This window comes from Paenibacillus sp. FSL R7-0313, assembly GCF_037969885.1.
In the GTDB taxonomy this organism is placed as follows: domain Bacteria; phylum Bacillota; class Bacilli; order Paenibacillales; family Paenibacillaceae; genus Paenibacillus.
This window is the reverse complement of record NZ_CP150219.1, coordinates 6,413,487-6,432,933: the sequence shown is the minus strand read 5'-3', so window position 1 is coordinate 6,432,933 and position 19,447 is coordinate 6,413,487. Positions and strand designations below refer to the sequence as shown.

Below are 19,447 nucleotides of genomic sequence, written 5' to 3'. Positions count from 1 at the left end.
AGCGAAAGTTGGTACGCGCTACCTTTTTAAAAGTTGATATTTTCCAAAAGCACTGGAAGGTCGTCGGATTCCCTATGGGATGAAGAAGGGCCTTTTTGTTTTATTACTATAATAAAGGACTCACTGCATACTCGCACTCTGTACAACCCTGCATATATTCAGCGTATTTAAAGCCCGTAGGAGCGTATGGATACGGGTTTGAGAAAACTAATAAATCTCCCTTATTCGCCAATTTCCTTTCGCAATTGTAACAATATGGGTTATCATATACGTAGTTCAGGCACTAGTAGGAGGTGATTCAATGAGAAAAAATATAGCATTAGTCATACTAATGGTTGGATTGATAATAAGCATGTATTTCAACTATCAATTCAAAGCGTACAAAGACAATCAAGAAGTTGATTACGCGGTTAAAATAAATCATGGAACTCAAATGGGTATAAAAGAATCCATCTACAATTTAGATAATGTGATAAAAAGCTTAGAGGACGGCTCTTCCAAGGAAACAGTCATACATGCCTTAGGAAATGTGGCGGTATCTTTGAAAGTCGGTGAAGAATCATTCGTCTTTCTGAATTCCGACTTCAAGGAAGATCAATTATCATCAACCAATTTAATCTACAATGTGTTTAGAGATATGTATACGTATATAAGTGTAGAAATCACAGACGACATTTTATCGAATAAGATATCGCTAGAAAAAGAATCCAGAAATCAACTAATTAAGGATATAGGAGTGCTTAAACAAGATTTGGAGTATATCGATAGTCAATTTAACGAGGATATTCTGAAAGAACAAAGTCCTAAGTGGATTGAAAATAAATGGAAAGAGTTAATTGGAGAGATTGTAAATCGAAATACGGAATATAAGTTATATGAAAGAATGAAAACGAAATACAATCTATAAGTGTTTTGTGGAAGACAATTGACATCTAAATAACAACATATCTACGCTACGTTGCCTCCACTTCTTTGTATACCGAGGGTTTCGAAGAAGTGGAGGTAGCAGGTAACCCTGAACTACCTTATTGAATTGCGACAAGTCGCTGCACTCTTTAAGGTAGTGAGGGTTAGTAGATATAAGAACACTTTATGAAATTCTCGATAATACTTTTTTGGGGAGAACTGATGAAACCATTACAAATTATCAAAATGCCTCCATACTTTAAGATTCTAAATTGTAATATCACCGAGGTTCTAGATGGATTACTAATAGAAGATAATTCTATTTTATTTTTAGACATTTACCATGAAGAAGATCTCGATACCTACTTATCTAAAAATAAAGTATTAAAGTTAGATAATGTGATACAAATAATCGATAACTCAAATAAGATGAGTTTTATACCATATATCAAATCCAAGAAAGATTTATTAGAGCAATATAGGTATCAAGACTGGGACTTTTCTTGTATTGTCTTTGATAAAAATTTAAAGTGTCTTTTCTACATAAGAGGGATAGAGGACGCAGGAGAGAATGGAATTAGAATAAAAGAAATGGAGCCAAATTTATATAATAAATATTTTTTTAATTATCAAGAATAGAAAGTAACTCTTAAGTAGATGAGTAAGGAGGGACATTATGAAGCTTTTTCGTGGAAAAGAAGCCTTAATTCAAGGTACTGATCATATAAAACCTTCAATATATACGCCTCTAGGAACAATTGAACTTTCTCTTGCTGTCTCCAGCGAATGTTATCTTCCTACTCACTGTGCTCAGCTCAAACATGGCGGCACACTATACCAGTATTACTACGACTCGTTTGATTGCGAGTTATTGCTCTGTAATCTGAACCATAATCTTTCTTCACCTCAGGAAGTAGACGAATGCTGGGGGGCCGTATTTAGAATCAAACCCAATGCATATCATCAGATAAGCACGTGTAGCTTTTCTGCTTCGTGGAAAGAGGGATACAGCTGGGAAGATCACGGAGCTGACACGGGAGAAAATCTTGAAGCTGTAGAATATGAGAATGAACAATACCGTCTACACATAGGAACTCAAGAAAAACCACTGATAATGCGAAAAAGAAACCAAGGTGATATGATTCCTAAATTTCTTGCTTTAAACTCTGATTTTGAGAAGTATAGTTCTGTCTTACATTCTGATCAAGGCGTTGAAGTACCTATGATACAGATGGATTCCCGCGAGATATGCCAAGTACATTTTTTGATAGCGTGGAAGAGAAAAATAGAAGGGGATATTTCTACTTGGTTAGCTGTAGACCAGCCCACCAAAGAAATCTTAAAGGAAGAAGATATTTGGTAAACGATAAACGAAAATAGTATATAAAGAACAAGAGACACATCCTTGATCAAGTAGTGGGAGAAGTATATATAGGATATTTTTGGTACGTCTAAGGTAGAAGGAGAGAATGGATATGAACAACATAAACTCTCATAATTGTAACCTAAATATAAGATATGACCTGCCTGTTGAGGTATGGGATAAAGTTTCTAAAGTATATGAGAGTATGCCAGGGTGGATTGGTTATAAAAGTGGAATTCCATATTGGTTTGGAACTGAAGAGGATGATGTTTTCATTGAAGCATCCGTTGAGCCTAGTGGATTATCATTTTATGCACAGATGGATAGCGATGTATGGATGTCTTGGATAGAAACATTTAAGTTGGAAGCGACAAAAGTGTTGGGTTTTGATGTTGGTGAACCTGAAGATGGATATGTGTGATGAAAGAAGGAGGATAAAAAGAAAAAATGATAAACTCTATTAGCGTTGATGAACGGAATGGGACCACATTTAATGAAGAGATCGTTATGAACCCTACATGGGCAGACAGTTTACGTTTTTTGAGAAAACTCGATGGAGATAAATTTACATTAGTTTTTTTTGAGGTATCAGACACGGGTTCAGCATTAGTTGGAGGCGGACCGGAATATTTTGTAGTGTCTATTACAATTGATGAACATATATATACGCTGATGAACGATAAACAGGGAAATAGTGAAATTTCTCTAGTAATTGGTGGTCAATTGGGAAATTATTGCGATAACATTTGTATAGAATTAATACCCATGCTGGAAGTGCTAAAGTATTTTTATGAAACTGGTAAACTACACGAATTACATCAATGGAAGCAAGAATAATAATTACGGGTCAGTTAGGGTTCACGGGCTCGTAAACACTAAATGTTATGTGCAATTGTATTAAAAGAGTTGGAGTAGGAGAGCTCAGTGGTGAAGAGGAAATTCAAAAGTCATTCTTTTTATATTGTTCTACTGTCAGTTCCATTTGTAGTATTAGAGATTTTACTTTTATTAAAATATCCTAACACCGGGTTAGGCAGGATTATAAGCTTGCCCATGACCTTTTTGGTGAATAGCGTGATTATTCTGATCTCATCCAGTTTAGTTTATTATTTGCTTAGATACACCAGATTTAGAGTTGTTGGGCGAGTTATTCTAGGATTAACGATATGTTTAACTCTTATCGTAACAGTATGGTTGTATCCGCAGGATTCATCCAAACATATTTCAAAAACTATAGTAGAAGATATTAAGAGTTTATGGAGTAAATAAGGAATTTAATTGTGGAACAGACAAAATCAATTTACTAAGATATTAGATGTGACTGTATGAATCATGAACTATTCAATAAAATTAATGGATATTTTAGAAGGGGTAAGTAATTTAATTACTCACTTCGGAGGATGCTATGGGCACGAATATCAGTTTATAAAAATTGATTCGCCATTAGAACGAGCAATAGAACTTCATAATACTAATAGTAATTTAAAAGATCACAAAGATGTTAAATATGTAGGACTACGTGGATTAGATGGATTGGAAGGATGAGATATTTAATATTACCGCAAGATGGTTTTTCTCTTTATTTCGCTTACAAAATTTTGGCGTAAGTGTTAAATATCCGGACACTGATGGAGAAACGCCTGCAGAACTAAGATAAAGAGTCAAATAACGTGAGTAATGAACTGATTAAACTGTTGGAAGAATTCTTTGAAGGGTCAAATATTAAAGCTTTTAGACTGGTAACAGAGGTTGACTGGAAAGATGAGTTTGATTGGGAACAGATTTATTTTTTCGCTAGGTAATGAAGTATTTATCTTAAATCTATATCAGTGGGGTTAAAGGACAATCTTACAAATCTCAGTCTGTCGAAGAGAATTAGTAGGATAGCATGAGTCATTATTTAATGATGAAATAAGATCATGATTGCTTTCAGTAGACTAGCGATCGCACTTGAACTTGCAAACACGGATCCTAAAATGAAGAAAAAATTAAAGGAGTTTCCGAATTGAAGAATCAAAAGCGTGCAATGATTTTAATATTTCTTTTAACAATACTCGCCCTAAGTGGTTGTAGTTCAAGCAGTGTGAAGACGGATGAAATTGTTGAGGATGGGTTCATAATAAACTCAATTTCATTTGGACTGGGTGAGAGCGAAGAAGATGCAGGTATTACAGTGGTAACATACAATTTCAATCTTCGGAATAGAACCAATACATCAATAATGTTAAAAACAGTTGAACCGATCTTGAGTAAGGATATTCAGGAGCGATTAATTGATAGGGACATTAAATTGGACATAAATGAGAAAGTTGATGGTAATAGCTCGGAAGAACTGACAGGTACTTTTAAATTAGATACTAGAGGGCTGGATAAAGAAGGAATAATCAAGTTAAACATTAATGTTAACGAATTTAATATAGCATTTGAACAAGTCATAGGAATGAATGAATAAATAACTAATTTGAGATATCTCCAAGAAAACATACTTAACAAAGAGGTGTATCTTTATGGAAAGAAAAAAAGATGATAACAATCAGATGGGTGTAATTCTAGAGCACCATAGCCCTGTTCGACATATGCTTAATGAAGCAAATGGATTACCGAGCAATCAATTTATAGACAGTTTTGAGAAAGCTGCAGATACTCCAGATGCATATGTAATTATGGAAGGTGATGATGGAGGACAAATCTATTTGTCTTGCCCTATGAAACTAGTAAACTGCAGTGAAGAGACATTACATACTCTATTAAAAGATTTAGATACCATTGCATGGGACTGTAATGAGGGAGAAGGCCAAGGATTATATTTCGAAAAACACTTTCCTGGTGACGGAATTGGTGGAGGTATGGGGGGAGGAGATGTTGAGGAAGGACTATGGATTCATGAAGAATTTATAGATTTACAATTATATGATGAAATTCATGATGTCATATTAGGCAATAAAGAAAGAATAACCAAGCAATAAAATGAATGAATCATAAGGCCCATCAACATCGGATAACAAAGTGTTCATGTGGATGGGCAAACTGTTGAAGTACTGCATACAGAGAAAAAAGAATATGTGAGGTGAGTTATGGGCGTAAGAAAAAAATATAAACGTAAAATCGTTCGCTCCAATCGATTATTTTATTGGTATGTTGAACCGGATATAGACGATGAAGGGATAATCAAATTACATATCGTTTCTGAGGATAAGAGGTTAATCGTCACTTATGAAGTGGGACAACAAAGTATTAAGAATAAGATCCCATTTATAGTCATCATCGGAGAAGAATTCGAGGGCTGGTCGTTATAATATATAGGATACAGAAGAGTATTAACACCACAATGGAGCTATGAGATCATAACGCCAAAATTGATAGGTGAAATTATTGATTGGTGCCTCTTGAAAGATAAAGAAATAAACATCGTTAATTGGAAAGGTGAAATTCTTTGACCTCTCTCCTGAATGGAGTGTAATTGCATTTGAGAAAAGGGCTCTAGTTCAGATTGTTCAGTGGCTTATTGCTGCATTATTTGACACAGGTAATAAATGAACAGTAAAATCCAGATATTCCCTGAATTCAGAAACTAAATATTTCTTTAGTAGGTGTGAGGTATTCTATGACGAGAATTATGGTTACGCCAGAGCAACTTTTTACAATTAGTAAACAGTTCTCTACAGCTTATACTACTCTTCAACACATGAATGAAAGTCTTCTGCGAAGCATGACTGATATTGAAGCGAACTGGGATGGGAGTACTAGAGAAAGGTTCTACTATGATTTCAAGAAGTCACAGCTTGTTATGACTGAAGTTGTCACACTCATGAGTTCAATATCAACTGTGTTACATAACCATGGAGAAAGATTTCTCCAAGCTGATCACGGGTCGGAAGGGCAAGTAGACATGAACTGTTTACCACCACCCCCACCGAATGCTTGTGGCCCACAGGAAGGTATAGACGATCGTAATGCAGTTGAGAAGTCTGTAGATAGTTTAAAAGAGCTAGGACAAGCATTTATACAATCGGCAGACGACCGATATAAGAAGAGATATGATAGTGTAGGCGGATTTCTGGATTACTGGACATTTGGTATTCCGAGTGGACTCGTAAACGGGTATGTTGATCGAGCTGACAAAGCTTTTGAGTCGCCTCAAGACACACTGAACTGGTTGACATTTGGAGTCCATGGAACGATTAGAGAAGCCGTTTTACCTACAAATGCTTGGTCAAGTGAACATTGGGCAAGTATGCTTGGTACGGGTAGTATGGTATTAGGCGTCAGCTCTGTTTTCAAACCTAAGCTGCATATCGATACCCCTGTCAAATATGAGGGTGCAGTGGATTTTAGACAGATTTTAAGTGACGGACAACGCAATGAGCTTCCGCTGACGGATAACCAAAAGATTGAGATAAAGAGTTACTTGAACAAGCTTGATTTCCCCGAAGAAAATATCTTAATCGCACAACCTGGTTATTATGATACCTGGAATACAGGCATGATGTATAATCGCTTGGTCATCAATACGGATGTCTTACCAGCAGCAGCCCCGGGAGTAGGGACTTTGAGTGCGAATACACGCATTTCAATGAATGCTACACTAGCTCACGAGATCGTTGGACATTATGAATCTTCTATTGCAGGTAGAGCGTTCTCACTTTATGATCTTCCTCCTAAAGTCATCAAAAGAAACTATGCTCTTGATGAGGCTCAGGCAAGTATCCGGGCAGCAAGGTTTGCTCCTGAATTAGATTCTACTGAACGATATGCTTTATTAAGAGATGCGATAGTTAGACTTCGTAATGCTGATCTCAGGGTGAGAGATGTCAAAGGCGAGCTATTCATAGATCAGAGATAAGGAGGACACAGAATGGAAACTAAAATGCTGTTTGGCGTGGGGTTAGTCTTCGATACACCGGAATTCGGAACCATCGTCATGGGAGCCAATGAAGAGTTGGATGAACTAACTCCGTCAACAATCAAAGAGATGATCGGTGACCAGATTATTATCAAAAAAACGGATGGGGAGGAGCAAGTGTTTGAAGTTGTTTCTACTCAAATTAACCATTCTATAGCCGGTAAAAAAAATATCGGTATATGTTTGGGTAATAGTATATCCCCAGACGAAATATCTGCTGGTTCAATTGTCTACTGTAATTCATCAGGACAAATTGATCAATAGTGCAGCTTGGGTAAAGATGCTAAGGAGTAGCGGTTTGTTATTGAATTTGCTGTGCCCATCTCTACTTCATTACATCCTATATATTCAGAAAGCATCGGAAGTCGTCTGATTCCCTATGGGATGAAGAAGGGACTTCCTTTTTATTTAGATAGCTGGCTGTACAAGTTACTTAGGAAAAGAAATTCTACGCATTAAAAGTAATTGTACTAAGATTTACTTAGTCATTAGGAAAAGTGTAATACCAAGCCTACACTTTTTGAACAATAAAAAGATTCAGCGCTACCAGTGTTAGCTGATTATTAAGTGGTTAGGGAATAAGAACTAATTTTAGTTCCTGAGACATAGATGTTTCCCTTCGCATATACCACAATATGGGTTATTATGTATGTAGTCAGGTAAATACAGTATGTTTGTAAATTAGATGATCCACAACATAACTGAAAGGAATCATAACAAATGAATTTTGAAGAAACAGTATCTGATTTTTTGCTTCTTAAAGATGGTGAGAGTGCTTCTAGACCAAGAGGATATTATAAAGATCTCATTGTTTTTAATGCGTATCTAAAGTCCATTGATGTAACAGATAACAACATAACTGAATTTGTAAAGGGAATAAATACCGACACAATTATTAAAAGCATAGATTTTTACATTAAGCAAAATAACATAAAGAAAATGTCCACAGTTCAGAGGTACGTTTCGGCAGTGAAAGAGTTTCTTTTATATGTTGTTACTACTGGATATGTCAGTAACACTGGATTTATTCAAGAGTTAGGAGCACCAGCTTACACAGAAGAATCCTTTAGAAATAAAGTTAACCTATACATAGCTGAATGTACTTTGCTTGATAAATCTGCATCTTATGATCCATTAACTTATCATGAAGTGAAAGATTTAATTGAAGAATGTGATTTAGCTTTAGATATTCCTACTACCGGAATAAAAAGAAGTAAGGAGATGAATATGACAACAGCAGCATTGATCATTAAGTTAATTTTATTAACGGGCATTCCTTATAGAGAAATTATAAAAATACCACAAACATCTTATAACAAAAGTTTGGGCTCTTTTTGCGCCAATGGGATGACTATTAGATTACCAGAAGGATTAATAAAACAATTTAACAGTTACATAGAACTGAGAGCAAAGATAACTCATGTGAAAGAATTATTTGTAACCTATGATGGACAGGCATTATCATCTAATACAGCTCAAGTTGTGTATTGGTTGAAACGATTATCCGGTAGACAAGATTTAACAGGAATCATAAAATTTGCGATTATTCAAATGATGAAACTTGATGTTAACCAAGTTATTATCGAGAATTTCACAAAAGTTGGAATGAAAATTATTCAATCGTGTAAAGAACAGTTCCTATTAGAGCAGGCGTTAACAATAGAAGTAGATTTAGATTCAAAACTAAGAAGATCAAAGATCTTTAATATTTTGTAAGAGTAATCTAAGTTTGTTACACTCTAATACATTTTACTACAGAGAAAGAGATTTCATTGAGCTTTGGTCTGAATGAAGAGATAAGGAGACATTTCGACATAAAAACCAGTTGGGTTGATGAACAATGAGATTTTCTATGGAGTTTATTTATGAAGGAGGAATATCATGTGGGATTTCATTGATGTAATGATAAAAATTATGCCACTGATTGTTGCTGCAATTGCTATTGCAAGATTTATGATTACTACTATGAACAAATCAATTATTGAAATAATTCTAACACCAAATATTAAGAAACATTGGGAAGGGTTTTACGAACTTGTTGTACTTTCATTTATAGTTACAGCGGGAATATCTGTTCCGGGATTTATTAAATCTCCTCTTTCGGATCAAGTTATCAATATTCTTTTTATTATTGATTTAGTTATAGTAATTGCTACAGGAATTACAGTATTAGTTATGTTGATTGTTAATAATTGGAAAGATATGAGTGATAAAAAAAAATTAATTGATTTTAGTGTTTTAGGTAACTTTATATCAATTGTATCACTAATGGCTCTTATTTTTACTGTATTATACAAGGAAATGAATCAATTATTAATTGATCATCAAAATTCAGAACTTTTGTTTGTCTATATGGGTTGTACGTTTTTTGTTCTTTCTCTTTTTCAACTATATAGTATTGTATATAGAAATCTTAGCAAACCGAAGAAAAAAATATATCAAATTGAGTCAATTGAATCTTCCAAAATTAATGAAGAATTAAAATTCCTTAAATTTGAATTTATGCTGGATGATGAAAGGCATGTATTTAGTACATTATCAACCAGATCTTCTTTAGATTTACCTTTATATATTTACTATCCTAAAGAAGAGAAATTGATTAAATATTTTAAAATTGAGTGTTAGAACTGGTTCCTCTTTTCAATGATACAATATCTAGGTGAGTCCTAAAATTATAAAGATATTAACAGAAAAAGAAATACAATTACGAGATGATTATAATATTTGAGGAGTTTACTTTATTATGGATAAATTAGAAGAAATAATCCAGTACTATATTGACAACAAGGAAGATAAGAACGCCAAAAATGTGGCATTCCTACAAGAGAATGTGTTAGGTAAGTCTAGTAATGATATAGCTGCTTTAATTTCAAAAATTGCACCCGAAGAAACGGGAGGAATTGTTGCAATATCGGGATTTCATTATCAATTTTTAGTCGCAATTGAGTATATGATAGATATGCTCAATGGCAAATGGGATTACATATTTATAGAGCACCTCGATGACATCGTGGTTGGGAAAGATAACTTAATAAGGTTCATTCAAGTTAAAACCAGCGAGAAAGTAATAATAGAGGCTACTTCTAGTCCTGCGTCGGGTTTGTACTATCGTGCACCCATTGCAGGTAGAATAGAAAAGAAAAACAACAGTTGGATAGATAAGTTGGTTTCTAAAGCAGAACTGCTCCAACAGAAAGACGGGTACATCACGCAGTTCCAATTATATTCAAGTTACCATTATATAAAAACTAAGGGTTTTGATTTTGATGTGTATACAGGAAACTCTAATTACGATATGGATATAGCCAATACGGATCATTTGCTATTAAAACTTAGTGCTCCCGCTTGTGATAAAAATGGAGAACGTTATGATTATGAAATAAAATGTGGAGAGAAACCCGAGGAACTTTTAAGAAGATTCTATATGCATACGGGTACGAGTCTTCATAAATTAGAGGTGTTTGAGGATCACTTGTGTATGAAACTTAGTGAGTGGTTATTCCGTGATGTTGGGGATAGGGTGAGGGTTCACCCCAACGATTTAAACACTTTAATTGGTCACTTATGCACGAGATGTACATACAGAGATAATACAGAAAGGTTACTTATCACTAGGGAGAAATTGGGGGCGATTTTGGATGAAATTAGAGCAAGGTGCTTAGACTCGGTGGAGCATACTTCTGAGAAACATGGAAATATGTCAGCTGTTTCTAAAACTATTGATTCCATAGTGAGTGAAATTGAAACCTGCGCGCACGCATCTGCATTTAAAGATAAATTATACACCTATCGTGATTATCTAAAACAATGGATTGATAATGGAGGAAACATCAGGGCTTTAATCGAGCGATATGTGGATGGCACAATTAAAAGCTCTGCTTACGCTAACTTACAGGAATTAAATAGGGAGCAAAAAATGCTTGATTTTTTCAATATTGTTTTCATTATGATGATTGTCAAAGACTCCTTTCTTGAATTCACTGATTCGAATAGTTTACTAACAAAAAAATGTACGGTATCTAACCTGCTATTCTCTTTTTTAAGTTTGGAATCAAGAAATAACTTACAAGCAGGTATACAGAAACTTGAATCAATCATTCAACAATCAGACACAAATGATCATATAAATATGTTGGATAAAACGCTAAGGATAGTATTTCAAAATTATACAGATAGAACTTTTACGGGGACCGTTCGTCATGAAATAAAAAGCTCCTCAGACATTCAAGTAGAAGGATTTGATGATGAGCAACCTCTTAATAAGGTTACGTATCTTGTTGACATCATTCCAGGAGTAGAGATGAAATTAGACTTTTTAGAAGCTTTGAATGAGCAAGATTGTTTTCGAGATAAAATGCAAGAGATTTGGGAAAAGTACTGCAGTGAGGTGAGCTGATGGATATTTTTAACACAACACATAACCGATTGCTTGATAATGGTTTTGGCGTGTACTACAGTAAAGAAATTGAAGCTTTGGGTGCCTCATTTTATAAGTCATCTATAAATAATGTGGTATTAAAAAAACTTCACTATGAAGAAGAGTTAAGTTTAATAAAAACATTTTCAGTGGATTTAAGATCTATATTAATGGAAGGTAAGGAGAATATCTGGAATACATATGTTTTATTCTGTGTAGATGATGAAATTGATTTCGAAACAAACTATAAGATCGAACGTGATACTAAGTCGTTACGCAAATACGCTATTTGTAGTGAATTAGATCTGAACCGTGTTCCTTTTTTAGACGAATATAGAGAGATAAAAAAGCCAACTAAGAACGATGTGGATTTGGGAGATGGAAATGAGTACCTGAAAGAAATCATTCATTTTCTTCAAGAGAGTGACGGAAGACAGAATAAATTGACTGTTGATCAGGTAAATGCACTTATGAATAAAATACTAAAGATGGTGGAGCTGCGCTATGAAAATAGACAAAATAACTCTTAAAAATTTTAGGAACTATTATGGAGAAGTTTCATTTGATTTGACGAGAAAAATAACCATTCTGCATGGAGATAATGGGTTTGGAAAAAGCTCTTTTTTTGATGCCATTGAATGGTGCTTTACAAGTAAGATTTCGCGTATGTATGGCACTGATGCAGAAATAAAAAGGGACATTTTTAATAAACGTTGTAAATTCCAAGAGAATGAGGTTTTATCAGTTTCTATTGAATTTGATGGAAACACATTAACTCGTTGGTTCAGTGTTACTGGAAATGGACATGGAAACGACTATGGAAATACGAAGGTTGTCTTAAATAGTAGCGATGGAAAATCTTATCGGGGACAAGTGGACGTTGAAACATTCTTGAAACAAGGAACTTTAGATCAGACAAGCTTTGGACGCGGCAGTTATGGACAACTTATTAAACAGACATTTATATTATCGCAAAGCCAGGTCGCGGATTTTGTTACATCGGAAGAACCTTCTGAACGATTCAGAGCGCTGGCGGATATTATGGGATTCAGGGCCTTACTAAATGAGTCAGATAATATGAAAAAAATACACACGTCTTTGATCAAGCAATCTGAGGCTATAAGTAATAAAATTACCTCTCAGGAGAATTCAATGAAGGGAAAGGAGGAGGTGAAAAAGGAAGTCAATATTTTTGAGTTTAATAAGAAGCTACTCGATATTGGTTTTAAAGAGTTTGATAGTAATATAGATACTCAAATTAATGAATCTCACAAGCAGGCACTTTCAGATAAGGTTAATGCCGAGAAGTTTTTAGAACTTTACGAAGAGATAAATTTAGAGCGTTTTGAAACAGTGAGAATTATTGTAAATCAAATTTCAGAAAAAGAATCAATTCATGAAAATTTGAAGACCCGAGGGGAAGAAGTAAAAGAATTATTGAAGAGAATAAACCAGAGAACGGATTCCCTTATAAAAGAAAGGGAGAATATTCAGAAGTACAATCAAACGCGAAAAACCATTCAAGAAAAGGAACAAGAGTTAGCCTTATACGACATGAATTCTGTGGGCTTAGATAAGGTCAGGGAGAAACTAAATGTTACTAGAATGAAGGCCTCTTCCTTAGAATTTGTGCTGTCTTTCCAACCTACAATCGCACAAAATTTAGAGCAACAAAAAAACCTACCAGCTAACAGGAAACTTTCTATAAAAATGGAAGCTACTCTTAGAAGAAGAAAAGAAAAGTTAGTTAATTTGACGAAAAAACTATCTCTGGTTATACAAGAAAACAAGGACAATTTACTTCTTCAACTTATTGCAAACATAAAAGATATAAAAGGTTATGTCGCTGTAAATAACTTGGAGAGATGCCCAGTATGCTCTTCTATCCCCGAAGAAAACTTGGAGACTTGCATTGATCATAACATTCTTTCATATACAACAAAGTTAGAAGAGGATACTTCTTACGTTAGTAAAGCTATTTCATTAAGAAGTAAGATCTCGAATAAGTTGGCTAAAACGGATGAGAGAATAAACGAAACGAACAGTAACATCACAAAAATGAATTTAGAATTGGAACGTTTGAAAGAGGAGTACAATACCTACAGAAATAACGATTTGTTTTCTGAAGAGCTAAGTCAAGCTGCGGTTTCTGAATTAAACGATGAGTTAAGCAAGGTGAGAGAAGAAATTATCTTGCAGCAAAAAAACATTGAATTGAAAATTTCACTTGAAAAACTAAAAGATGAATTGAAGGATTTTGGAAATGAAACTTCTTCAAAGATAATAAAAACGGAGAATGAGATAGAACAGTCGATTCAACGAATGAGAAGGGCGAGTGGCAAAATAGTAAAGCATCAGAACCAAATTGAGAGCAATATTAAACAACTGTACTCTGATATTCAGGATAACCAAATTATTTTAAAGCGTCTACATCCATTTCTAAACCCGGAACAGTACGATATTCCACTCCAATCGTTAATTTCTAAAAATAAAGATTTGATTTCCAGTAATGAACGAAAGATAAGCAGACTGACAGATGTAAGTCAAGTGCAATATACAATTAAGCACAATCAGGAAATTCAAAATCAAATTCAAGAAGTCAAAAAAACAATTGAGGATCTTGATAACAAGAAAACTGAAATTGATCAGATTGCTGATTCTTTAAAGAAATATATTATGCAGTTATTTGACTTCTTCGATTCAGACACAAGGGATTATTTAAACGACAATAATTCTCCTATACAAAAGTACTACAGGTATCTGAATCCACTTCCATCTAACAATCTGATTCAGTTCGACGGAGCAGATGAAAAATTGTCTATTAAAGTTGTTTTCGAGGATGGTTTTGAAGAAAATAATGCACAAAATATATTGAGTTCTGGGCAACTAAACGTCCTGGCAATCTCTATTTTTTTGGCAATTAATGAAGCTCAAAATATTAATGCTCTTGACTTTATTGCAATTGATGATCCTATTCAAAATATGGATGATGTAAATCAGTATTCCATTTGTGATGTGTTAGGTCAGCTGGATAAGCAAATTATTTTTTCTACACATGATTTAGACTTTGTGAAACTATTCTTGAAAAAGAATGAACATAAAAAAGAAGATATGCAGGTTTTTAACTTTACAAGCCCGTTCCTTGTTCAGAATAAAATTCAGCATATTCTATATTAATGATATTAAAATACACATCTAACAAATCATATAAGTAGTGTTAGTAAATCCGTTGAATTTGGAGTCATACGATATCATTAATTGAAAAAAAACGGCGGATCCACAGAACGTAGCCTTCATGATGTTTTTCTAAACACTTTATTTTAGACCAATTCACAATTTTATTAATTTGTGTGAGAGTCAAACAATTGAGGTATAACCCGACTATTATATGCTTATACAAGAAGCGCACTCAATGCCATTATCTAATTAATGTTTTTAGATTTTATTCGATATCCGCATTATAACGATCATATTTTATATTACAATTCGAATAAGAAGAGAAATGAACTTCCTGTCAGTAGCCATCGCCTTAAAGTTACCGTGTTTACCATTAACAAGACATGGCGCAGTTTAGACCCATCAGAGAGGTGGATGTATGAGCCGGTTGCTTGACTTATTGGAAGAGGAACGGCGCAAGCTTAATCAGCTTGGTGAGGCATCCTTGAAGCAAGCGATTCCGTTGTGGGAGAACCCTGAGGTTCAGGAACAGAGCCGAAGGATGGACGAATTGGTGGCACGAGTTAGTGAAATAAAGGCGAAACATAGCCGAGGGGTACGATGGAGTGAGAGTACATAATGCGTAGGGGAGGAGAAGCATTGGTTTTTCCATCGTGGTTGCAACGAGTGATTCAGGCAAGGCTAGATGAAGTATCTGCCCAAATCGAACATGATCCTGAACTTAATCGTGTACGTGGGGAAACAGACGAAGCGTTCGAAGCTTTGTTAGCTAGCAAAGATGTCGAGCAGACACCTGAATATGCTGAGTGGGAGAGTCGATACATTGTCACCAAAGGGATAGAGAATGAGCGGTTGTACATGCAAGGACTGAGGGACGGCATTCAGCTCACAGTTTCCTTGTTGGGCCAGTCGATGTTTGAGGAGACAAATGCAAAGGCTGATCAGTCCATTAACGCGAACCCATAAGTCAGGGGGAGCGACCCTAATCTCTACCTGAAAAAAACAGCCGAAGCGTGTAACTTACCGCTTCGGCTGTTTTCTAATTCTCTACTTTTCCAAAATCCAAATCTTACTTCCCACTTACCGACTTAAACCAATCATTCACTTCTTGAGTGATTTGATCTCCGCCGTTGGATTTCCAGTTGGCGACGAATTGGTCAAAGGCATCAATTGGCAGATTGCCGTAGATGATTTTGTTGAAGGTTTCCATCTCGGACTGGCGGAGCAGGTTCCATTTGGACACCATGGTTGGTGTGGCTGCGCCAGTAAAATGGTTTTGTTTACGGATGTCGATCTGGGACATAACCACTTTACCTGCATACCAGTTTTCCGGTTTGCGGAACTCGGCCATTTGTTTCTCGTAAGGTGTTTCAGGCTTCTCGCCGTTGGCCAGCTTCACGAGTGTTTTCATGTACAGATCCGGGATACGTGCTGGGCCGGTCAGGAAAGGGAATTCGTTGGAGAAGTCTTTGATCTTCTCTTTGTCACTGGTCGGTTGTCCGTCAATGATATCCCAGTCGTAACCTTTGGCGAAGCCGTATTCATACTCACTGCCCGCAGCCGGGTTAGCCAGGTTATCGAGCAAGTAGTTGTAGTACAGGAAGATGGCTTCTGGATGCTTCGCATCCTTGTTGATCATGATACTTGCGTTGACACCAGAGTTCTGCCATTTCGTACCGATCTTGCCGTCTGGGCCAGCTGGAACAGGGTAAGCTTTATACTTTGAGCCAGGTACGTTCTTCAGCAGGTCGGGTGCAGGCCAGTCCGGTACCCAGTTTGCGCCAGGCAGAATTCCCGCTTTGCCCGCTGTCCAGCTTTCAGCGGATTTGCCTTCGTCCCACAGAGCGGAGTCAGCGTGGATATAACCTTTATCCATCCATTCAGCCAGCTTGGCAAGGGCTTGTTTGGCACCCGGGTTAACGGAGCCGTACTCGAGATTGCCGTTCGCGTCTTTGTTCCATTGCTCCTCGATTGTACCGTATGCACCGAACAACCAGTCGAGTTGACCCATCCAGGTGTTGGTGTTATTTTTCAGCGAGATTGCCAGCGGGAATACTTTGTCTGGAGACAGACCATCCGGGTTCTCGTTTTTGAATTTGTCCATGATGTTCTCAAGGTCTGCGATGGTTTTCGGAGCTTCCAGGTTCAGCTTCTCCATCCAGTCCTCGCGGAGCCAGAGCAGTGTATCATCGTTATCGGTGTACTCCATGATCGGCATGTTGTATTTCTTGCCGTCCTTGGTGAACGGATACCACAGTTCAGGATGTGCTGCGGCGTGATCTTTCAGGGTCTGACTCGCGTACTTGTCGAACAACTCATCGATGGCGATGAATTGACCGGAGTCGATCAGCTGATTAGTCAGTACCGCATTGGTGGGTACCGTTACGAAATCAGGCAGCTTCTCGCCAGAGGCGATAGCCAGTTGCAGCTTTTGTCTGTATTGATCGTCATTGGCCGGATACCAGGTATCTTTATGCTTCATACCCAGCGTTTCGAGCATCCAGCGATCGTGCACGTTATTTTCTTTGGTATCTCCTTGCACGTATTTCTTCGGCATCAAAACCGAACTGAACTCGATGGGTGGGTCATATTTTCCTTTGGCAAAAGCAGCTTCTGCTTCAGCTGAGCCGACAGTTCCCGGCGTATTATCGCTACCATTGTCACTGGCTGTCTCGCCACTGCCGCACGCAGTGATCGTGATGAGCGCGATAACCATGAGCAGTGACCACCATGTTTTTAATTTGATCATTGTTCAATCCCCCTACGGTGTATGATCTTTACAAATGCGTGTTCAAAAAGGCCGGTTTTCAGTACCGAGAAGATGGGATGAAGCTAGAAATGGAGTAGCGGAGCGTAGATAGAGCTACGTGAGCAACGGACATTTCGGCTGAATTCCATATTCGATGCTGATGATGCCGCTAGGCATCCTTCGTAATCAAAAGCGGACTTTTTGAACAACCTCTACAATGTAACTGTACCAATTTGGGCGGGAGGGCATCTATATGAGTTTGTTAGTTTCGATAGGACTCTATTAGTGAATGTTCCAAAAGAACGTTTTTCAGTATGTTATTTGTGCTGGTCTCGGTACTCTTGCGGCGTAACGCCGAACTGGCGCTTGAACACTTTGATAAAATAAGCCGGGTCCATATAACCAATCTCCATGCTGATTTCATACACTTTTTTGGTGGTCGTGACCAGTTTGTGGCAGGCCCGATCCATACGCAGGCGCGAGATATAATCACTGATGCCTTCACCCGTTTCGATCTTATAGATTTTGGACAGGTGGGTCGGGTGCAGATTGACATGGTCGGCCAGTACACGCAAAGACACATCCAGATGCAGGTTCTTATCTGTAAAATCCTGAATCTTCTTCACATACTCGGAACGGATGTCCTTGATCTCGTTAGACGTGCCTTCCTTGAGTTTGCCAAGCACACTGAGCGACCATTTCCGCAATTTGCTGATGGTAGCGAAAACTTCCCCACTTTGCAAATCCTCGACATCATTTCCCATTAAAGTAGTCAGAGTCAGCTTGTTCCGGTGGGCGATATTGGTGAACGAAGCCGTAATAAGAAAACCTGCCTCCATGCAGTGCTCCCAGGATTCCGACCATTTTTCATCCAGCTCAGCGCAGACCGCGAGGATTTTCTCTTCGGCAGCATCCCACTGTCCGCTCTCTAGCAAACTAATAAAGGTGGGCGGGGTGTAAAGGACATCCAAGGGACCTTGTGCCGCAGGTGTCTCGACATCGCTGACGCGCATGACAAATTCGCGCTCGTCTCCAACAATCTGCCGGAAATAGGCGGAAGCCTGACGGAAACGATCGTAAAGCTGATCCGGAAAGGTGAACCACTCGGTGATAACGATGGAGAGGGAGCCTTTCAGAAATTGTTTTACTTTGGATTGAAGCTGAATGGACAGCTTCTCCAGAATGGTTTCTTTCCCAATATCGCTTTTCCGTTCTTTCAACTGAAGTAAAAACACCAGATATCCGTGCTCCTCCTTGACGCCCCACACTTCCATAAACTCACCCATAATCTCTTCCGCCATGTTGATGATGGCATATTCGATCAGGGTCTGATCATTGCTGTCATAGTGTCCGAATTCTTCTTCCAAACGAACCAGCATTAATGCGGCATCCCCGGTATGTAAGGGCAGAGCGTAATTGGCAAGTTTCCGATCCCATTCCGCAGCGGCGATTCGTTGTCCCTGCAACGCCCCTAGGAGCAGTCGTCCTCGCAAATGGGGGAGATTCTCTCGCAACGTAAACTGTGTTCGTGTCAGTGAACTGACAAGTTCCCATTCGTTGTTCAATTGATCTATGGCCTTCTGGACAGCGCCCATTAGTTCATCGTCTGTGGGCGGCTTCAGCAGATAGTCTACGGCTTCGAACTGGATGGCTTTTTTGGCGTAATCAAATTCGGAATACCCGGATAACAGGATACATTTTATTTTTTTGTCCCGGATGCGGATGCGTTCGATCAGTTCAATACCTGTCATTTCAGGCATCTGGATGTCCGAGATTACGATATCGATGGGGTGGGTGTCGATCATTTGTAGTGCTTCGTGTGCCGAGTATGCTTTGTGCACATGTTCGATCCCCAGCGTGTGCCAGGGCTTGGTCATGGACAGGTTATCGACCCAGTGTGCTTCATCGTCTACGATCATCATGTGCATTATA

21 protein-coding genes are annotated in these 19,447 nt (G+C 37.5%); 19 read left to right on the top strand and 2 right to left on the bottom strand.

The window, feature by feature from the left end; genetic code table 11:
- The first annotated feature begins 301 nt into the window (after positions 1-301).
- The 19 genes from NSQ38_RS28155 (at position 302) to NSQ38_RS28065 (ending at position 15,732) form a co-directional block, all read left to right on the top strand.
- A complete protein-coding gene (locus NSQ38_RS28155; protein ID WP_339785326.1) occupies positions 302-907 on the top strand; it encodes an oxidoreductase in 606 nt (201 codons plus the stop codon).
- A 221-nt stretch (positions 908-1,128) separates the two neighbouring features.
- Complete coding sequence (locus NSQ38_RS28150; RefSeq protein ID WP_253506615.1) at positions 1,129-1,545, top strand: hypothetical protein; 417 nt, start codon at positions 1,129-1,131, stop codon at positions 1,543-1,545.
- Between the two features lie 37 nt (positions 1,546-1,582).
- Positions 1,583-2,269 carry a hypothetical protein gene (locus tag NSQ38_RS28145; protein ID WP_338592480.1) on the top strand — a complete coding sequence of 229 codons (687 nt, stop codon included), beginning with the start codon at positions 1,583-1,585 and terminating at the stop codon, positions 2,267-2,269.
- A gap of 112 nt (positions 2,270-2,381) precedes the next feature.
- Positions 2,382-2,690 (top strand): hypothetical protein, encoded by a 309-nt coding sequence (locus NSQ38_RS28140; RefSeq protein ID WP_289391619.1) that lies wholly within the window; start codon positions 2,382-2,384, stop codon positions 2,688-2,690.
- Positions 2,691-2,716: 26 nt separating this feature from the next.
- The gene (locus tag NSQ38_RS28135; protein ID WP_339785323.1) at positions 2,717-3,106 is read left to right on the top strand and encodes a hypothetical protein; all 390 of its coding nucleotides are present in this window, start codon (positions 2,717-2,719) and stop codon (positions 3,104-3,106) included.
- Positions 3,107-3,601: 495 nt separating this feature from the next.
- Complete coding sequence (locus NSQ38_RS28130) at positions 3,602-3,814, top strand: hypothetical protein (RefSeq protein WP_339785320.1); 213 nt, start codon at positions 3,602-3,604, stop codon at positions 3,812-3,814.
- A 125-nt stretch (positions 3,815-3,939) separates the two neighbouring features.
- A complete protein-coding gene (locus tag NSQ38_RS28125; protein WP_339785318.1) occupies positions 3,940-4,071 on the top strand; it encodes a hypothetical protein in 132 nt (43 codons plus the stop codon).
- A 203-nt stretch (positions 4,072-4,274) separates the two neighbouring features.
- On the top strand, positions 4,275-4,721 hold the full coding sequence (locus tag NSQ38_RS28120) for a hypothetical protein (protein ID WP_339785315.1): 447 nt from the start codon (positions 4,275-4,277) through the stop codon (positions 4,719-4,721).
- A 55-nt stretch (positions 4,722-4,776) separates the two neighbouring features.
- Entirely contained in the window at positions 4,777-5,235 is a 459-nt protein-coding gene (locus NSQ38_RS28115; protein ID WP_339785312.1) for a hypothetical protein, read from the top strand.
- 108 nt (positions 5,236-5,343) lie between these two features.
- A complete protein-coding gene (locus NSQ38_RS28110; RefSeq protein ID WP_339785309.1) occupies positions 5,344-5,565 on the top strand; it encodes a hypothetical protein in 222 nt (73 codons plus the stop codon).
- A gap of 308 nt (positions 5,566-5,873) precedes the next feature.
- A complete protein-coding gene (locus NSQ38_RS28105) occupies positions 5,874-7,112 on the top strand; it encodes a WXG100 family type VII secretion target (RefSeq protein ID WP_339785306.1) in 1,239 nt (412 codons plus the stop codon).
- A 12-nt stretch (positions 7,113-7,124) separates the two neighbouring features.
- On the top strand, positions 7,125-7,436 hold the full coding sequence (locus NSQ38_RS28100) for a hypothetical protein (RefSeq protein WP_339785303.1): 312 nt from the start codon (positions 7,125-7,127) through the stop codon (positions 7,434-7,436).
- A 456-nt stretch (positions 7,437-7,892) separates the two neighbouring features.
- The gene (locus NSQ38_RS28095; protein ID WP_339785300.1) at positions 7,893-8,888 is read left to right on the top strand and encodes a hypothetical protein; all 996 of its coding nucleotides are present in this window, start codon (positions 7,893-7,895) and stop codon (positions 8,886-8,888) included.
- Positions 8,889-9,053: 165 nt separating this feature from the next.
- Entirely contained in the window at positions 9,054-9,797 is a 744-nt protein-coding gene (locus NSQ38_RS28090) for a hypothetical protein (RefSeq protein WP_339785297.1), read from the top strand.
- Positions 9,798-9,915: 118 nt separating this feature from the next.
- A complete protein-coding gene (locus tag NSQ38_RS28085) occupies positions 9,916-11,568 on the top strand; it encodes a dsDNA nuclease domain-containing protein (RefSeq protein WP_339785294.1) in 1,653 nt (550 codons plus the stop codon).
- Positions 11,568-12,119 carry an ABC-three component system middle component 1 gene (locus NSQ38_RS28080; protein ID WP_339785291.1) on the top strand — a complete coding sequence of 184 codons (552 nt, stop codon included), beginning with the start codon at positions 11,568-11,570 and terminating at the stop codon, positions 12,117-12,119. The genes NSQ38_RS28085 and NSQ38_RS28080 overlap by 1 nt, the downstream gene beginning before the upstream one ends.
- Entirely contained in the window at positions 12,094-14,766 is a 2,673-nt protein-coding gene (locus NSQ38_RS28075) for an SMC family ATPase (protein WP_339785288.1), read from the top strand. Before NSQ38_RS28080 ends, NSQ38_RS28075 begins: the two co-directional genes overlap by 26 nt.
- 418 nt (positions 14,767-15,184) lie before the next feature.
- Complete coding sequence (locus NSQ38_RS28070; RefSeq protein WP_339785286.1) at positions 15,185-15,385, top strand: aspartyl-phosphate phosphatase Spo0E family protein; 201 nt, start codon at positions 15,185-15,187, stop codon at positions 15,383-15,385.
- A 20-nt stretch (positions 15,386-15,405) separates the two neighbouring features.
- The gene (locus NSQ38_RS28065; protein ID WP_339785284.1) at positions 15,406-15,732 is read left to right on the top strand and encodes a hypothetical protein; all 327 of its coding nucleotides are present in this window, start codon (positions 15,406-15,408) and stop codon (positions 15,730-15,732) included.
- A 103-nt stretch (positions 15,733-15,835) separates the two neighbouring features.
- On the opposite strand, the gene NSQ38_RS28060 is transcribed toward NSQ38_RS28065, so the two are convergent.
- Positions 15,836-17,515, bottom strand: a complete 1,680-nt coding sequence (locus NSQ38_RS28060) for an ABC transporter substrate-binding protein (protein WP_339785281.1) — start codon at positions 17,513-17,515, stop codon at positions 15,836-15,838.
- A gap of 317 nt (positions 17,516-17,832) precedes the next feature.
- Complete coding sequence (locus tag NSQ38_RS28055; protein ID WP_339785279.1) at positions 17,833-19,443, bottom strand: response regulator; 1,611 nt, start codon at positions 19,441-19,443, stop codon at positions 17,833-17,835.
- Positions 19,444-19,447 lie beyond the last annotated feature (4 nt).

What these genes read in the sequence shown, in the direction of transcription:
- NSQ38_RS28155 (WP_339785326.1), top strand. Translation starts at nt 302, where the DNA reads ATGAGAAAAAATATAGCATTAGTCATACTAATGGTTGGATTGATAATA.
- NSQ38_RS28150 (WP_253506615.1), top strand. Translation starts at nt 1,129, where the DNA reads ATGAAACCATTACAAATTATCAAAATGCCTCCATACTTTAAGATTCTA.
- NSQ38_RS28145 (WP_338592480.1), top strand. Translation starts at nt 1,583, where the DNA reads ATGAAGCTTTTTCGTGGAAAAGAAGCCTTAATTCAAGGTACTGATCAT.
- NSQ38_RS28140 (WP_289391619.1), top strand. Translation starts at nt 2,382, where the DNA reads ATGAACAACATAAACTCTCATAATTGTAACCTAAATATAAGATATGAC.
- NSQ38_RS28135 (WP_339785323.1), top strand. Translation starts at nt 2,717, where the DNA reads ATGATAAACTCTATTAGCGTTGATGAACGGAATGGGACCACATTTAAT.
- NSQ38_RS28130 (WP_339785320.1), top strand. Translation starts at nt 3,602, where the DNA reads ATGAACTATTCAATAAAATTAATGGATATTTTAGAAGGGGTAAGTAAT.
- NSQ38_RS28115 (WP_339785312.1), top strand. Translation starts at nt 4,777, where the DNA reads ATGGAAAGAAAAAAAGATGATAACAATCAGATGGGTGTAATTCTAGAG.
- NSQ38_RS28110 (WP_339785309.1), top strand. Translation starts at nt 5,344, where the DNA reads ATGGGCGTAAGAAAAAAATATAAACGTAAAATCGTTCGCTCCAATCGA.
- NSQ38_RS28105 (WP_339785306.1), top strand. Translation starts at nt 5,874, where the DNA reads ATGACGAGAATTATGGTTACGCCAGAGCAACTTTTTACAATTAGTAAA.
- NSQ38_RS28100 (WP_339785303.1), top strand. Translation starts at nt 7,125, where the DNA reads ATGGAAACTAAAATGCTGTTTGGCGTGGGGTTAGTCTTCGATACACCG.
- NSQ38_RS28095 (WP_339785300.1), top strand. Translation starts at nt 7,893, where the DNA reads ATGAATTTTGAAGAAACAGTATCTGATTTTTTGCTTCTTAAAGATGGT.
- NSQ38_RS28090 (WP_339785297.1), top strand. Translation starts at nt 9,054, where the DNA reads ATGTGGGATTTCATTGATGTAATGATAAAAATTATGCCACTGATTGTT.
- NSQ38_RS28085 (WP_339785294.1), top strand. Translation starts at nt 9,916, where the DNA reads ATGGATAAATTAGAAGAAATAATCCAGTACTATATTGACAACAAGGAA.
- NSQ38_RS28080 (WP_339785291.1), top strand. Translation starts at nt 11,568, where the DNA reads ATGGATATTTTTAACACAACACATAACCGATTGCTTGATAATGGTTTT.
- NSQ38_RS28075 (WP_339785288.1), top strand. Translation starts at nt 12,094, where the DNA reads ATGAAAATAGACAAAATAACTCTTAAAAATTTTAGGAACTATTATGGA.
- NSQ38_RS28070 (WP_339785286.1), top strand. Translation starts at nt 15,185, where the DNA reads ATGAGCCGGTTGCTTGACTTATTGGAAGAGGAACGGCGCAAGCTTAAT.
- NSQ38_RS28060 (WP_339785281.1), bottom strand. Translation starts at nt 17,515, where the DNA reads ATGATCAAATTAAAAACATGGTGGTCACTGCTCATGGTTATCGCGCTC.
- NSQ38_RS28055 (WP_339785279.1), bottom strand. Translation starts at nt 19,443, where the DNA reads ATGCACATGATGATCGTAGACGATGAAGCACACTGGGTCGATAACCTG.